Genomic DNA, 15,185 nt, shown 5'->3' with positions numbered 1-15,185 from the left:
GCGTGGTCCCGATGAGACGACACCCCTTCCCCCGGGCGGTGCAGGAATGAGCTTCTACCTCCGACGGGTCGCCTTCTACCTGGTGACCTTCTGGGCGGCGATCTCGCTCAACTTCCTGCTGCCCCGGCTGCTGCCCGGCGACCCCGCCGCGATCATGCTCGGCAAGCTCCGCCGCGCGAACGGCGGACGGCCGCTCTCCGAGGAGACGGTGCAGGCGATCACCTCGATCCTCGGCGCGGAGAAGGGGATGAGTCTCTGGGACCAGTACCTGGCGTACTGGGGCCGGCTGCTTCAGGGAGACCTCGGCGTCTCCTCCACGAGGTATCCGGCCCCGGTCGCCGACCTCATCGCCGCGGCGCTGCCGTGGACGATCATCCTGGTCGGCACCGCGACCGTCATCTCCTTCGTGCTCGGCATCGTCGTCGGCGCCTGGGTCGGCTGGCGGCGCGGCACCTGGCTCGACCACCTCGTGCCGATCACGACGGTGTTCCAGTCGATCCCGTACTTCTGGCTCGCCCTCGTGCTCGTCGCCGTCTTCTCCGTGCAGCTCGGGATATTCCCGATCATCGGCGGGTACGACGTCTTCGACTTCCCCGCCGGACCGGAGTGGAGCTGGGCGTTCCTCGGCAGCGCGATCTGGCACGCGATCCTGCCGGCGACGACGATCGTGCTCTCCTCGATCGGCGGCTGGCTGCTCGGCATGCGCAACATGATGGTGTCGACGATGTCGGAGGACTTCATCGTCACGGCCGAGGCCAAGGGCCTCACGCCGCGCCGGATCCGCACGAAGTACGCCTCCCGGAACGCGGCGATCCCGAGCCTCGCGGGGTTCGGCATCGCGCTCGGCTTCGTGGTCGCGGGCTCGATCGTGATGGAGCAGGTGTTCAGCTACCCCGGCATCGGCAAGCTCATGATCCAGGCCGTCCAGGGGCTCGACTACGCGCTCATGCAGGGCGTGTTCCTCGTCATCACGCTGACGGTGCTCGCGGCGAACTTCGTCATGGACCTCGTCTACGGCTTCATCGACCCGAGAGTGCGGCACAATGGCTGACCGGCAGATCCTGACGGACGACGACGGCACGACCGGCGAGCTGCCGGGGACCGGCGCCGAGACCGCCGCCGACCTCCCCTTCGGCGCCCCGATCGGCGCCGAGGCCGCCCGCGAGAGCGCCAGGGAGGCGACCGCCACCGCGGCCGTCGCCGCCGCGAGCGCCGCGGCCGTGAAGCGCGGCGGACGCTTCCGCGGACTGCTGCCGCGCCGCTCCGGCAAGCTCGTGACCGGCATCGTGATCGTCGCGGCGATCACCCTCTTCGGCCTCCTCGGCCCGCTCATCGCGCAGCCGCCCCGCGACTCGAACAACCCGGCGCTGCTGCCGCCCGGCCCCGAGCACTGGCTCGGCACGACGAAGCTCGGCTACGACGTGTTCGCCCAGCTCGCGTACGGCACGCAGGGCTCGCTCTTCATCGGGCTCGTCGCCGGGCTCGTCGCGCTCGTGCTCGGCGTGCTGTTCGGCGTCTTCGCGGGCTACTTCGGCGGCATCGCCGACGAGGTGCTGACCCTCATCACGAACATCGTCCTCGTCATCCCGGGCCTGCCCGTGGTGATGGTGATCGCGGCGTACGTGCAGAACGCCGACGGGCTCGGTCCGCTCGCCCGCAGCTCGCTCCTCGTCGCCCTGGTGCTCGGCATCACGAGCTGGGCCGGCTCCGCGGTCGTGCTGCGCGCGCAGGCCAGATCGCTGCGCACCCGCGAGTACGTCGCCGCCGCCCGCGTCGCGGGGGAGCGGCCGGCCCGGATCATCTTCGTCGAGATCCTGCCGAACCTCGTGCCGCTGCTCGCCGCGCAGTTCATCTTCGGCGTCATCCTCGCGGTCCTCGGCGAGGCGGGGCTCTCCTACCTGGGGCTCGGTCCGACCGGCTCGATCACGCTCGGCACGATGCTGAACGACGCGCAGACCGGGCAGGCCGTCGGCACCGGGGCGTGGTGGTGGTTCGTGCCGCCCGGCGCGATCATCGCGGCGCTCGGTGCCGGACTCTCGCTCATCAACTTCGCGATCGACGAGGTCGTGAACCCCAAGCTCAGGCTCGCACCGGAGAACGCCAAGCGGCAGCGCAAGGCGACGAAGGCGGGCAAGGGCGTCGCCGACTCGGGAGCATTCGCATGACGGCACTCGGCCAGGCGGTCCTCACCGCCACGAACGTCTCGATCGACTACGAGGTCGACCCGCCCGTGCAGGCGGTGCGCGGCGCCTCGCTCACCCTGCACCGCGGGGAGATCCTCGGTCTCGCGGGGGAGTCGGGCTGCGGCAAGACGACCCTCGCCTACGGGCTGAACCGGCTGCTGAAGGCCCCGGCGGTGATGACCGGCGGCGAGGTCGTGTTCCACGACGCGAGCGGGCACGATGTCGACGTCGTGCAGCTCGACGGCGAGGCGCTCCGCTCCTACCGCTGGGACAAGGTCTCGATGGTGTTCCAGGGCTCGATGAACTCGCTGAACCCGGTGATGAACATCCGCACGCAGCTCCACGACGTCTTCACGACGCACCGAAGGGGGATGAGCCGGGCCGACCGCGAGACGCGGAGCGCGGAGCTCCTCTCCCTCGTCGGCGTGGACCCGTCGCGGCTGTCGAGCTTCCCGCACGAGCTCTCGGGCGGGATGCGCCAGCGCGTCATGATCGCGATGGCGCTCGCGCTCGATCCCCAGGTGATGATCATGGACGAGCCGACCACCGCCCTCGACGTCGTCGTGCAGCGCGGCATCGTGCGCGAGATCATGCGGCTGCGGGAGCGGCTCGGCTTCGCCGTGATCTTCATCACCCACGACCTGCCGCTCCTCATCGAGATCAGCGACCGCATCGCGATCATGCTCGAGGGCGAGATCGTCGAGCAGGGGGATGCCGCGAGCATCTACCGGGACCCGAGGCATCCGTACACGAAGCGGCTGCTGCAGAGCTTCCCGAGCCTCCGCGGCGAGGGCGGCTCGTTCATCCGCACCGGGCAGACGGGGGCGACCGCCGCCGTCACTGGGCCGGGCGCCGCCGTGGCGGCCGGAGCAGAAGGGGGAGCGGCATGACCGCCGAGAGGACGTCCGTGGCCGAGGCGGCGGGCGCACGCGCGGCGCTCGAGGCGGGCTCGCTCCGCGCCGAGGCGCTGCAGAAGGACTTCCGGCTGCGCAGCGGGCTGAAGGTGCGCACGCTGCACGCGGTCCGCGGGGTGTCGCTCGCGCTCGAGCCGGGGCGCACCGTCGCCCTCGTCGGCGAGAGCGGTTCCGGGAAGTCGACGATCGCCCGGATGCTCGCGAAGCTCGAGTCGCCGACGGGCGGGCGGATCCTCCTCGACGGCGCGCAGAGCGCGAACCGGGGCCGCGGCCTCGCGGCGTACCGGCGCGACGTGCAGATGGTGTTCCAGGACCCGTTCGGCTCGCTGAACCCGTTCCACTCGATCCTGCACCACCTGGAGCGGCCGATCCGGCTCCACCATCCGGGCCTCTCCGGCGCCGCGGTGCGCGAGCGCGCCGAGGAACTGCTCGAACGGGTGCGGCTGTCGCCGGCGGCGAAGTTCGCCGAGCGCCGACCGCACGAGCTGTCCGGCGGTCAGCGGCAGCGGGTCGCGATCGCCCGGGCGCTCGCACCCGGCGCGCGGTTCATCATCGCCGACGAGCCGGTGTCGATGCTCGACGTCTCGATCCGGCTCGGGGTGCTGAACCTCCTCGCGGAGCTGCAGCGCCAGGAGCGGCTCGGCGTGCTCTACATCACGCACGACCTCGCGACCGCGAGGCACTTCTCCGACGAGATCCTCGTGATGTACCGCGGGGAGATCGTGGAGCGCGGGCCGAGCGAGCGGGTCATCCTCGATCCGCAGCACGACTACACGAAGACCCTGCTCGACGCGGCGGCCGATCCGGACCGCCTCGGACAGCTGCGCGACGAGGTACGGCGGGAGGCGGGATGATCGTTCGAGAGCGAATGCGCTCGGCTAGAGTGACCAGCGCGACACCAGGGGAGGAGGTGGAGATGAGCGCGATCGATCCCGGCACGCCGGCCTGGCTGGCGGCGCGCAACGACCGCACCGCCTTCCGTCTCCTCCTCGAGCACGGGCCCCTCACCCGATCGCGCCTCGGTGCGCTGTCGGGGCTGTCGAAGCCCACCGCGACGCAGATGCTGCAGCGGCTCGAACGCGTCGGCCTCATCCACCCGGTGGGCGAGGTGTCGGGCGGTCGCGGGCCGAACGCGGTGAGCTACGGCGTGCGCATCGACCGCATCACGGGCGTCGCGATCTCGGTGCTGGCCCACTCGATCCAGGCGGTCGTCGTCGACGCGCTCGGGGGCGAGCATCCGGTCGCCGAGGTCGTCGTCTCGGGCGAGCGCTCGCCGGAGGGCGACGTGCGCACCGCGATCGAGGCGGCCTGCGCCGCCGCCGGCGCCGACCCCGCGTGCGTCAGCCGCGTCGTCATCGGCGTGCAGGCCGCGTTCTTCGGCGAGGAGGACGAGCTGTCGCTCACCGACACGCTGCCGGGCTGGCCCGCGGTCGGCTCGGCGGCGCGGATCACCCGCGAGCTCGGCATCGACGTCACGCTCGGCAACGACGTGAACCTCGCCGCCATGGCGGAGCGGGCCGCGGGCGTCGCCCAGGATGCCTCGAGCTTCGCGCTCTTCTGGATCGGCGACGGTCTCGGCGTCGGCATCGACCTCGGCGGCGCCGTGCATCGCGGCGCCTCGGGCGGCGCCGGCGAGATCGGCTACCTGCCCGTGCCGAAGACCGCGGCGAGCTTCGCGCCCGAGGCGAACGACTTCACCGACCTCCTCGGCGGGCCCGCCGTCGTCAGTCTGCTCGGCGGCGACCCGGGCGAACCGCTCGCGGCGGCGCTGCAGCGGCTCGACGGCGACGCGACCCTGCTCGATGCGCTCGCCAAGCGGATCGCGCTCGCGGCGCACCCGGTGCTCGCGCTCCTCGACCCGGCGATGCTCGTGCTCGGCGGGCCCACCGGCAGCGCCGCGGGAGGTGCCCTCGCCGCGCTCGTCGCGGAGCGCATCGACCGGGCGGCGCACCCGAAGCTCGTCGTGCGATCGAGCGGCACCGGCCCGCAGCCGGTGCTCCTCGGCGCCAGGCAGCAGCTCGTGCAGCAGATCCGCGACCGCCTCGAAGCGGACATCCTGCCGCTCGCCTGAACGGCGACCGCCTCCCGCCCACGCCGACGGACGATCCGGATCGTCCGCGTCGCGGCATCCTCACCCCACTCACCCTCCCCGGCCGGGGCGTCCCCGCCGTGCTCGAGAGAAGGACCCATGAAACTCACCATCGTCGGCGGCGGCTCCACCTACACGCCCGAGCTCATCGACGGCTTCGCGCGACTGCGCGAGCAGCTGCCGCTCACCGAGATCCACCTCGTCGACCCCGACGAGGACCGCCTCCGGCTCGTCGCCGGCATGTCGGCGCGGATGCTCGCACGGGCGGGCCACCCCGCCCGCGTCGTCGGCACCACCGACCTCGTCGCGGGCGTCTCCGATGCCGACGCCGTGCTCGTGCAGCTCCGCGTCGGCGGGCAGGACGCCCGGCAGGCCGACGAGACCTGGCCGCACGAGGCGGGCTGCATCGGCCAGGAGACCACGGGGCCGGGCGGCCTCGCGAAGGCGCTCCGCACCGTCCCCGTGGTGCTGGGGATCGCCGAGGCGGTGCGCCGGCACGCGAAGCCCGACGCGTGGATCGTCGACTTCACGAACCCCGTCGGCATTGTCACCCGCGCCCTCCTCGCGGAGGGGCACCGCGCGGTCGGGCTCTGCAACGTCGCGATCGGCTTCCAGCGCCGCTTCGCGCGGCTCCTCGGCGTCGGCCACGACGAGGTCCGGCTCGGGCACGTCGGCCTCAACCACCTGACCTGGGAGCGCAGCGTCACGATCGACGGGCGGGACCGCCTGCCGGAGCTCATCGGCGACCGGCTCGGCGAGCTCGCCGACGAGGTGCACCTCGCGCCCGCGCTCGTCTCGCAGCTCGGCGCGCTGCCCTCGTACTACCTGCGCTACTACTACGCCCACGACGAGGTGCTCGCGGAGCAGCTCGCCGAGCCGACGCGCGCCGAGGCGGTCCGTGCGATCGAGCACGAGCTGCTGGAGCTCTACGCCGACCCGCACGTCGACACGAAGCCGGACGCGCTCGAGGGCCGCGGCGGCGCGTTCTACTCGGAGGCCGCGATCGAGCTGCTCGCGGCGATGCAGGGCGGCGACGCCGTGCCGCGGGTGGTGAACCTGCGCAACGACGGCGTGCTGCCGTTCCTCCCCGACGACCACGTGATCGAGGTGCCCGCGCGCTACGTCGACGGACGCTTCGTCGCGGAGCCGGTCGCGCCGCTGCCGGAGGACTTCGCCGGGCTCGTCGCGAACGTCGCGGGCTACGAGCGGCTCGCGCTCGACGCCGCCGTGCACGGCGGTCGCGACCGGGTGCTCCGGGCGATGCGGGCGCACCCGCTCGTGCTCCAGCACGAGCGGGCCGAACGCCTCACCGACCTCCTCCTCGCCGAGAACGCGCGCTTCCTGGAGTGGGCATGAGCGGGCTGCAGCCGGGGCGAACGGCCGTGCCGCCCGATTCCCCGGCCGAGGCCGGGGCTCCGGCCGTGGTCGTCGCCGTCGACGGCGGCGGCTCCAAGACCGACGCCATCGCGCTCGCGCTCGACGGGCGGATCGTCGCCCGACGCCGCGGCGGGGGCTCGAGCCCGCACTTCGACGGCCTCGCCCGCTCCGTCGCGACGATCGACGCGCTCGTCGCCGAGGTCGCCGGCGGGGCGGCCGTGACGCAGGCGAACCTCTACCTCTCCGGCCTCGACCTCGACCGGGAGCTCGGCGAGTTCCGAGCGGAGCTCGCCGGCCGCGCCTGGGCCGGGCCGTCGACGGTCGTCGCGAACGACCTGTTCGCGCTCCTCCGGGCGGGCACCGACGAGCCGGACGCGGTGGTCATCGTCTGCGGCACCGGGGTGAACGCGGCCGGGGTGCGCGCCGACGGCCGGGTGGTGCGCTTCCCCTCGCTCGGCGCGATCTCCGGCGACTGGGGCGGCGGGTCCGGGCTCGGCGCCGAGGCCCTCTGGCACGCCGCCCGCGACGCGGACGGGCGGGGGCCGGCGACACGGCTCACCGGCGCGATCCTCGCGCGGCTGGGGCTCGGCTCGGTGCAGGAGCTCATCGAGCAGCTGCACTTCGGCCAGCGCCAGGAGAGCTCGCTCGCCGTGCTCGCCCCGCTGGTGTTCGAGGCGGCGCGCGACGGCGACGCCGTCGCGGTGGCGCTCGTGTCCCGTCAGGCGGAGGAGATCGTCGCCTTCGCACGCGCGTGCCTCACGAGGCTCGACCTCCTCGACCGGCCGGTGCCGATCGTCCTCGGCGGCGGCATCCTGGCCGCGGGGGACCGGCTCCTCCTCGATCCGATCGAGCGCGGCATCGCCGACCTCGCCCCGCTCGCGACGCTCGCGATCGTCGAGCGGCCGCCGATCGTCGGCGCCGCGCTGCTCGCGCTCGAGAGCGCCGGCGCGGGGGAGGAGGCGCTCGCCCGGGCGCGGGCGGCGCTCGCCGGATGACCCGCTTGGACGCGGCGTATAGCCGAGGCATCCGCGGTGGTCAAGGAGGCGTGCTGGGCGGTCATAGACTGTGGGCGTGACTTCAGAGGAAACCGTCGACGTCGTGCTCATCGGCGGGGGCATCATGAGCGCGACGCTCGGCTCCCTGATCGCCCGGCTCCAGCCCGACTGGAGCATCCGCGTGTACGAACGCCTGGGCGAGGTCGCGCAGGAGTCGTCCAACGCGTGGAACAACGCGGGCACCGGGCACGCCGCGCTCTGCGAGCTGAACTACATGCCCGAGGCGCCCGACGGCACCGTGACCGCCGAGAAGGCCGTCTCGATCAACGAGCAGTTCCAGATCAGCCGGCAGTACTGGGCTCACCTCGTCGAGCAGGGCGAGCTGCCCGAGCCGCACAACTTCATCAACTCGACCCCGCACATGACCTTCGTGCATGGGGCGGCCAACATCGAGTACCTGCGCAAGCGTGTGGCCGCGCTCGCCGACCAGCCGCTGTTCCCCGACCTCGAGTACACGGAAGACCTCGAGCGCATCGCCGAGTGGACGCCGCTCCTCGCGAAGAAGCGCCACCCGAAGCAGAAGGTCGCCGCCACCCGCATCGCGGCCGGCACCGACGTCGACTTCGGCGCGCTCACCCGCTACCTGTTCGACGACCTCGAGCGCCGCGGCGGCGAGGTCAACGTGAACCACCAGGTCACCCGGCTGAAGCGCCGCAAGGACGGCAGCTGGCACCTGAAGCTCCGCCACCTCGTGGGCGGCACCCCGAAGTCTGTGAACGCCCGCTTCGTGTTCGTCGGGGCCGGCGGCGGCGCCCTCGCGCTGCTCCAGCACTCCGGCATCCCGGAGATCAAGGGCTTCGGCGGCTTCCCCATCTCGGGGCAGTTCCTCCGCACCACCGACCCGAAGATCGTCGCCCAGCACCAGGCGAAGGTGTACGGAAAGGCCGCCGTCGGCGCCCCGCCGATGTCGGTGCCGCACCTCGACACCCGCGTCGTCGACGGCGAGACCGCGCTCCTCTTCGGGCCGTACGCCGGGTTCACCCCGAAGTTCCTGAAGACCTCGACGTGGTTCGATCTGCCCTTCTCGGTGCGCCTGCACAACCTGGGGCCGATGCTGCAGGTCGCCTTCCGCAACTTCGACCTCGTGAAGTACCTCGTCGGCGAGCTGCTCGCGAACCGCGAGAAGAAGATGCAGGCCCTGCGAGAGTTCATGCCCACCGCGAAGACGGGGGACTGGGAGCTCATCACCGCCGGCCAGCGCGTCCAGGTCATGAAGAAGGACGGCGCGAAGGGCGGCGTGCTGCAGTTCGGCACCGAGGTCATCACGGGCGCCGACGGCACGATCGCCGGTCTCCTCGGCGCCTCGCCGGGCGCCTCGACGGCGGCGCCGATCATGCTCGACGTGCTGGCGCGCTGCTTCCCCGAGCGGATGGCGGAGTGGGAGCCGAAGATCCGGGAGATGGTGCCGAGCTACGGCACCCGCCTGTCCGACGACCCCGAGGCCGCCGCGGCGAGCCTCGCCGCGACGGCGAAGGCGCTGAACCTCAGCGCCTGAGCCCGCCGGGGAGCGACCGCGGCCGCGTGCGCGGGCGCGGGCGCGCGCCGTCGTGCGACCGCGCGCCGCGCCGTGCGCGAGGCCGCGCCTTGCGTGACGCCGGTCGAGCCTGCTAGCCTCGACCCGCAATGATCTGAGCACATCCCTTCGTCCCGCGCCTGAGGCGCCGTCGACATCGGGTGTGCTCTTTTCGTTGATCGCGACAGCGTTCCGCGCACCCCGACCGTCACGGCAGATGCCCGGCGGGAGTCACCCCTCGTTCCCGGGCCGTCGCCGCGCGACCGGCCGTCACGCAGCACCCGGCTCCGCGCCGACCCTGCTGCGCCGCCGCCGTGCGCACGACGCCCCGGGGGCACCCTTCGCGAAACGGGGTCCGCCTTGACCGTCCACCACTCCACCAACTCCTTCCTCCGCGCCGAGCGTCTCTCGGCCGGCTACGCCGATCGCGACGTGCTGCGCGATCTCGACTTCACCGTCTCTCCCGGGCAGCGGCTCGGCCTCATCGGCGAGAACGGCGTCGGCAAGTCCACGCTGCTGCGGGTGCTCGCCGGCGACGTGCCCGAGCGGCTGCGGGCCGACGGCCGGCTGACGCGCCCCGCCCGCATCGGCCTGCTCCTGCAGGAGCTCCCCTTCGGCGACGACGAACGCATCGACGACGTCATCGAGGCGCGGATCGCCGAGGTCCGCGGCATCGAGCGCGAGCTGGATGCCGCGGCCACCGCCCTCGTCGACGCGACCCCGGCGGCCGAGGCGCGCTATGCGGCCGCGCTCGACGCGGCGGAGCGCGCCGAGGTCTGGTCGGTCGAGGCGCGCCGCGACGAGCTCCTCGACGGGCTGGGCGTGTCCGGCATCGGGCTCGACCGTCGCATCGGCGAGATGTCCGGCGGCCAGCGCAGCCGCTTCGCGCTCGCGGCGCTCCTCCTCGGGGCGCCCGACGCGCTGCTGCTCGACGAGCCGACGAACCACCTCGACGACGCCGCGGCAGAGTTCCTCGAGGCCCGGCTCCGCGCGTGGCGCGGGCCGGTGGTCTTCGCGAGCCACGACCGGGAGTTCCTGGACCGGCTCGCGACGGGCCTGCTCGACCTCGACCCCGCCCGCTCGGCCGCGGACGTGCCGCTCGACGCCACCGGCGGCACCGTCTTCGGCGGCTCGTTCAGCGAGTACCTCGACGCCAAGGCCGACGCGCGTGCGCGCTGGCAGCGGCAGTACGAGGCGGAGCAGGGCGAGCTGCGTTCGCTCCGCGAGGCGGTCCGGGAGACCGCGCGGAACGTGTCCCACCGGCGCGGCCCGACCGACAACGACAAGTTCATCACCAAGTTCAAGCAGGGCCGCACCGACACCGCGATCGCCCGGCGCGTGCAGAACGCCGAGCTCCGACTCGAGACGCTCGAGCGGGAGCAGCTGCGCAAACCGCCGGCGGCGCTCGAGTTCGCCGGCATCCCGACGGGTGCGCAGGCGCTCGGCGAGGACGGCGGGCCGCTCATCCAACTCGCGGGGGCGAGCGTCGGCGATCGGCTCCGGCTCGACGCCTTCCGGGTGGAGGCGCTCGACCGGGTGCTGATCACCGGGGCGAACGGCGCGGGCAAGTCGACGCTGCTGGGGCTGCTCGCCGGGCGGATCGCCCCGGACGCCGGCACGGTGCGGCGGCGGCGCGGGCTCCGGGTGGGCCTCCTGGAGCAGGACGTCCGCTTCGCCGACCCGGATGCCTCGCCCCGTGCGCTCTACGAGCGGGTGCTGGGGGAGCAGCGGGCCGCGCTCGTGCCGCTCACGGGCCTCGGCCTCGTGCCGCGGCGCGATCTGGACCGGCCGATCGGCGGGCTCTCGGTCGGGCAGCAGCGGCGGATGGCGCTCGCCCTGGTGATCGCGAAGCCGCCGCACGTGTTCCTCCTCGACGAGCCGACGAACCACCTCTCGCTCGCGCTGGCCACGGAGCTCGAGGCGGCGCTCGGCACGTATCCGGGCGCCGTGCTCATCGCGAGCCACGATCGCTGGATGCGCCGCCGGTGGACGGGGGAGGAGCTGCGGCTCGCCGCGGGCCGTCCGCTCGATCGCGCCGCCGCCTGACCGCGCGGTCGCCTCCACTCGTGTTCGCCCGGCGGCGCCGCCCGTTCCACCCGTGGTTGCCCGACTTTCATGGAAGTCGGGCAACCCGGCGTGGAGCCGGCGGCGGTTCGGGCTTGCGGATGACTCGAAGATATGTTCGAATATGGGCATGCGGTGGAGCGGGCAGCAACTCGAGGTCGAGCAGAGTTCGACGCTGCCCGGGCTCGCGAAGCTGAGCACGCTCGTGCGGTCGGTGCAGACCCCCGAGTTCGCGGGCGTGACCTTCCACGAGGTGCTCGCGAAGTCGGCGCTGAACCGGGTTCCCGGGCCGTCGTCGATGCCGTTCGGGTGGACCATCAATCCCTACCGGGGCTGCTCGCACGCGTGCGTCTACTGCTTCGCCCGGCCGACGCACACCTACCTCGACCTCGACGCCGGCGACGACTTCGACCGGCAGATCGTGGTGAAGGTGAACGTCGCCGAGGTGCTGCGCAAGGAACTCGTGCGGCCGTCGTGGCGGCACGAGCCGGTCGCGCTCGGCACGAACACCGACCCGTACCAGCGGGCCGAGGGGCGGTACGCGCTCATGCCCGGCATCATCGAGGCGCTCGCCGGCAGCGGCACCCCGTTCAGCGTGCTGACGAAGGGCACGCTCCTGCGCCGCGACCTGCCCCTGCTCCAGGCGGCGGCCGAGCAGGTGCCCGTCGATCTCGCCATGTCGATCGCCGTCTACGACCCGGAGCTCCAGCAGGCGGTCGAGCCGGGCACGCCGAGCGCGAAGGCGCGGCTCGCCACGGTGACGGCGATCCGCGAGGCGGGCTTCGACTGCACGGTCTTCCTCATGCCGATCCTCCCCGACCTCACCGACTCCCGCGCGCATCTCGACGAGGCGCTGCGGCAGGTCAAGGCCGCCGGGGCGACCTCGGTGATCCACAGCGCGCTGCATCTGCGCCCGGGGGTGAAGCCGTGGTTCATGAGCTGGCTCGAAGCGCGGTATCCGGAGCTCGTGCCGAAGTACCGGTCCATGTACTACGGCCAGAACAGCTACGCCCCGAAGGCCTACCGCCAGTGGCTCGGCGAGCGCATCCGCCCGATGATCCGGGCGCACGGGCTGCGCTACGGCAGCGAAGACCCGGTGACGGGCGGGGTGCGTTCCTCGGCGCTCGCCACGGGCTCGGGCGGGTCGGTGCGCGCGACCGGCAGCCGCTTCGCGTCCGGCGCGCGAGCGTCGCGAACTCGCGAGCGGCCGGGAGGCGGGGTCGCACCGTTCGGCGGTGCGCTCGGGGCCGCCGACGACACGCTGTTCTGAGGCCCGGATGCGCAGCGCGCGGCCCGCGCGCTGCGGTACTCTCGCTGCAGCCCGTCGGTTTCCCTGCGCTCGACGGTGCGTTCGGGAGGTGCGGCGATGACCCATGGGTTGCCCGCACCGTTGACGCGCGCGGCGGAGCATCGCGCGCTCGTCAACGCCGGGCACGCCGCGGCATTCGTCTGCTTGTCCGTCGGCATGGGCATCGGCATCCTGGCCGCCCTCTACCTCGGATCGACGAACGGGTGGCTCGGGGCCGCCCTCGTCGCCGGCCAAGCGGCGGCGCTGGCGCTGCACGCCGTGCGCCCGAACGTCGCGACCGCCGTGATCGCGCTCGCCGCGGGCGCCGCCGCCGTGTTCCTCCTCTCGCCGATCCTCCAGGGCTCCGGCACGTTCGCGACGACGAACAACAGCATCACCGCGCTCCCGCGCGTCGCGCTCGTGCTCATCGGCGGGGCCGGCAGCGGCACTGCGAGCGCGATCGGGTGGGCGGGTGGCGGTTGGCTCCTCGGCGAGCTCGCCTCGGTGGTCGGAGCCGCGATGGTCGGCACGATCTGGGTGCCGAACCTCGCGGCGGCGTTCGCGCTCGCCATCGTCGTCCTCGTCCGCGGATTCGACGGGCTGAATCGCCGGTACAACGGTCGCGCTCGGCCGGGGTCGGCCGGCGACGGCGACCTGACGGCCCCCGCGATCCGACGGGAGTTCGCCCTGCGCGCCTCGGTGCGGCTGAACGAGCTCGCCCTCCAGCACCTGACCATGGTCGCCGCGGCCGGCTCGGGCACGATCGACGACCGGCTCAGGCAGGACATCGACCGCGAGCTGAGCCTCGCGATCGGCCCGGACTGGGCGGCATCGATCGCGGAGCGGGGCATCGCGCGCGGGGCGCTCGCCGACGACTCCGCGGGCCGCTCCGCCGGCGCGGGGAGCGGCGGGCCCGCGGGCGCCGCCGGCGCCGCGACCCTGCGACCGGCGGGCGCGGCGGGGGAGCCCGTCTCCGAAGCTCCGCCCCCCGCCGGTGACGGCGGCACGGAGCTCGCTGCGGGCGGCGAGTCCGTCGACCCCACGCGCACCGGCCCGGCGCACCAGCCTTCGTGGCCGTCCGACGCGAACCGCTCCGCCGCGGGCAGCGGGCGCGCCGCCGCCCGGTCGTTCGCGGAGGTGCTGCCCACGGCGCACGAGGCGGCGAGCAACGGGGACCTCCACGTCCGGGTGAGCGGCGAGCTCGCCCGCCTGGTGGAGCTCGGAGCATCCCGGCTCGATGCCCTCGACGCGGCGGTCGGCCAGTGCCTCGTCAATGTCGCGCGGCACGCCGGCGTCCGCTCCGCCGAGGTCATGATCGGCGGCGGCGCGGACGAGCTCACCGTGGCCGTCATCGACACCGGCGTCGGCTTCGACGAAGCCCGAGTGCCGGCCGACCGGATCGGCCTACGGACCTCGATCCGCGCCCGCGTGGAGCACGAGGGCGGAACGGTCCGGCTCTGGTCCAAGCCCGGCGTCGGCACGACGATCGTGCTGACGATGCCGAAGGTTCCGCGATGAGCGGCCGGTTCAGCCTCACCCAGCAGGAGGCCGATCCCATCGGGGGCGGCACCGCGGGACCGCTCGTCACGATCGGTGCCGGCACCGCCGTGGCCATCTCGCTCGTCTCGACGTTCGCCCACCGCGCGGAGATCGGTTCGCCGTTCGCCGCGGTGCTCGGCATCCTGCTCGTCGTGGCCGCCGCGACGGTGCTCGTGACCGGCATCCTCCCCTCGAGCGGGAGCTTCGCGAGCGAGCGGGTCTGGCTCGTCGCGACGATCGCGACGGCGGCGGCCGTCGCGGAGTACGTCAGCACGATGGGCAACGACGCGGTCCTCTACGACGACTACGGGCCCATCACGATCGGCGTGCTGCTCCTCTGCATGGCGCCCTACGCGAGCTGGGCGGCCCTCCTCATCGCCGCCGGCCTGTCGTCCGGGGTGCTCGCGATCCTCGTCGCCGGCAATGCCGCGGCGGCGAGCAACTCGCAGCCCGTCGCCTCGCTCGTGCTCGTCGGCTCCGTCGCGATCGTCGCGCTCGCCGCGGCCGGCGCCGCCTACTCCTACTCCATCGTCGGATCGATCCTCCGCTGGCAGCGCGAGGTGAACCGCGCGGCCCTCGAGCAGGAGGTGTCGGATGACGGCGCCGAGCCCGCCGGGTCCTCGGCGCTGGGTGCTCCCGCCGGCTCGGCGCGGGTGGCGCTCGTGGCGCACGAGGTGCTGCCGTTCCTCGCGTCCGTCGTCGCCGCCGAGCGGCTCTCCGTCGCCGACGCCGATCGGGCGCGCGAGCTCGCCGAGAGCGTCCAGGCCGCGATGAAGGCGGGGATCGAGGCGACGTGGCTCGACGACCTGGCCGATGCGCTCCGCGCCGGGGGTGCCTCGGGCTCGGGCATCGAGGTGCTCGTCGACGATCCGAGCGGGGCGGCGGCGCGCCTCACGAGCGACGAGCGCACCGCGCTCACCGCCATCGTCTCCTGGCTCGGCGGCAGCACCCGCTCCTCGGAGGTGCGCATCGCGGTCGTCGAGGGGGCTGGCACCGGCCGCATCGAGGTGACCGCCGTCCCCGCGCAGCTTCCGCTGCGCCACCGCGACCTCGAACGCATCGTCGCGATCGCCCGCGCCGTCGGGTTCCGTACCGAGTCGAGGATCTCGCGGGAGCGTACGATCGTCGAGTTGAACTATCTGCTCGGCTGAGCGCCGAGTCCG

Annotated in this window: 12 protein-coding genes; all 12 read left to right on the top strand. The window is 73.5% G+C overall.

Translation table 11 applies throughout. The features are described 5' to 3' along the window. Positions 1-46 precede the first annotated feature (46 nt). Positions 47-1,051, top strand: a complete 1,005-nt coding sequence (locus ROT00_RS16185) for an ABC transporter permease (protein WP_404776064.1) — start codon at positions 47-49, stop codon at positions 1,049-1,051. Continuing rightward, entirely contained in the window at positions 1,044-2,165 is a 1,122-nt protein-coding gene (locus ROT00_RS16180) for an ABC transporter permease (protein WP_404776063.1), read from the top strand. The genes ROT00_RS16185 and ROT00_RS16180 overlap by 8 nt, the downstream gene beginning before the upstream one ends. Then, positions 2,162-3,073, top strand: coding sequence for an ABC transporter ATP-binding protein (locus ROT00_RS16175; protein WP_404776062.1), 912 nt, complete (start codon positions 2,162-2,164; stop codon positions 3,071-3,073). The genes ROT00_RS16180 and ROT00_RS16175 overlap by 4 nt, the downstream gene beginning before the upstream one ends. Then, complete coding sequence (locus ROT00_RS16170; protein ID WP_404776061.1) at positions 3,070-3,951, top strand: ABC transporter ATP-binding protein; 882 nt, start codon at positions 3,070-3,072, stop codon at positions 3,949-3,951. The genes ROT00_RS16175 and ROT00_RS16170 overlap by 4 nt, the downstream gene beginning before the upstream one ends. 62 nt (positions 3,952-4,013) lie before the next feature. Then, positions 4,014-5,168, top strand: a complete 1,155-nt coding sequence (locus tag ROT00_RS16165) for an ROK family transcriptional regulator (RefSeq protein WP_404776060.1) — start codon at positions 4,014-4,016, stop codon at positions 5,166-5,168. Between the two features lie 117 nt (positions 5,169-5,285). After that, the gene (locus tag ROT00_RS16160) at positions 5,286-6,542 is read left to right on the top strand and encodes a 6-phospho-beta-glucosidase (RefSeq protein ID WP_404776059.1); all 1,257 of its coding nucleotides are present in this window, start codon (positions 5,286-5,288) and stop codon (positions 6,540-6,542) included. Continuing rightward, entirely contained in the window at positions 6,539-7,558 is a 1,020-nt protein-coding gene (locus tag ROT00_RS16155) for an N-acetylglucosamine kinase (RefSeq protein WP_404776058.1), read from the top strand. Before ROT00_RS16160 ends, ROT00_RS16155 begins: the two co-directional genes overlap by 4 nt. A gap of 70 nt (positions 7,559-7,628) precedes the next feature. Next, positions 7,629-9,113, top strand: a complete 1,485-nt coding sequence (locus ROT00_RS16150) for a malate:quinone oxidoreductase (protein ID WP_404776057.1) — start codon at positions 7,629-7,631, stop codon at positions 9,111-9,113. Positions 9,114-9,491: 378 nt separating this feature from the next. After that, positions 9,492-11,177: an ABC-F family ATP-binding cassette domain-containing protein gene (locus ROT00_RS16145; RefSeq protein WP_404776056.1), complete on the top strand. Its 1,686-nt coding sequence runs from the start codon at positions 9,492-9,494 to the stop codon at positions 11,175-11,177. A gap of 148 nt (positions 11,178-11,325) precedes the next feature. Continuing rightward, a complete protein-coding gene (locus tag ROT00_RS16140; RefSeq protein WP_404776055.1) occupies positions 11,326-12,465 on the top strand; it encodes an Rv2578c family radical SAM protein in 1,140 nt (379 codons plus the stop codon). 96 nt (positions 12,466-12,561) lie between these two features. Then, the gene (locus ROT00_RS16135; protein WP_404776054.1) at positions 12,562-14,001 is read left to right on the top strand and encodes a sensor histidine kinase; all 1,440 of its coding nucleotides are present in this window, start codon (positions 12,562-12,564) and stop codon (positions 13,999-14,001) included. Then, on the top strand, positions 13,998-15,173 hold the full coding sequence (locus ROT00_RS16130; protein ID WP_404776053.1) for a hypothetical protein: 1,176 nt from the start codon (positions 13,998-14,000) through the stop codon (positions 15,171-15,173). Before ROT00_RS16135 ends, ROT00_RS16130 begins: the two co-directional genes overlap by 4 nt. The last annotated feature ends 12 nt before the right edge of the window (positions 15,174-15,185 follow it).

Origin of the sequence: Agromyces mediolanus (genome assembly GCF_044917495.1) — a bacterium.
In the GTDB taxonomy this organism is placed as follows: Bacteria; Actinomycetota; Actinomycetes; order Actinomycetales; family Microbacteriaceae; genus Agromyces; species Agromyces mediolanus_B.
Note: the sequence above shows the minus strand (reverse complement) of the source record. Positions and strands in the feature narration are given on the sequence as shown.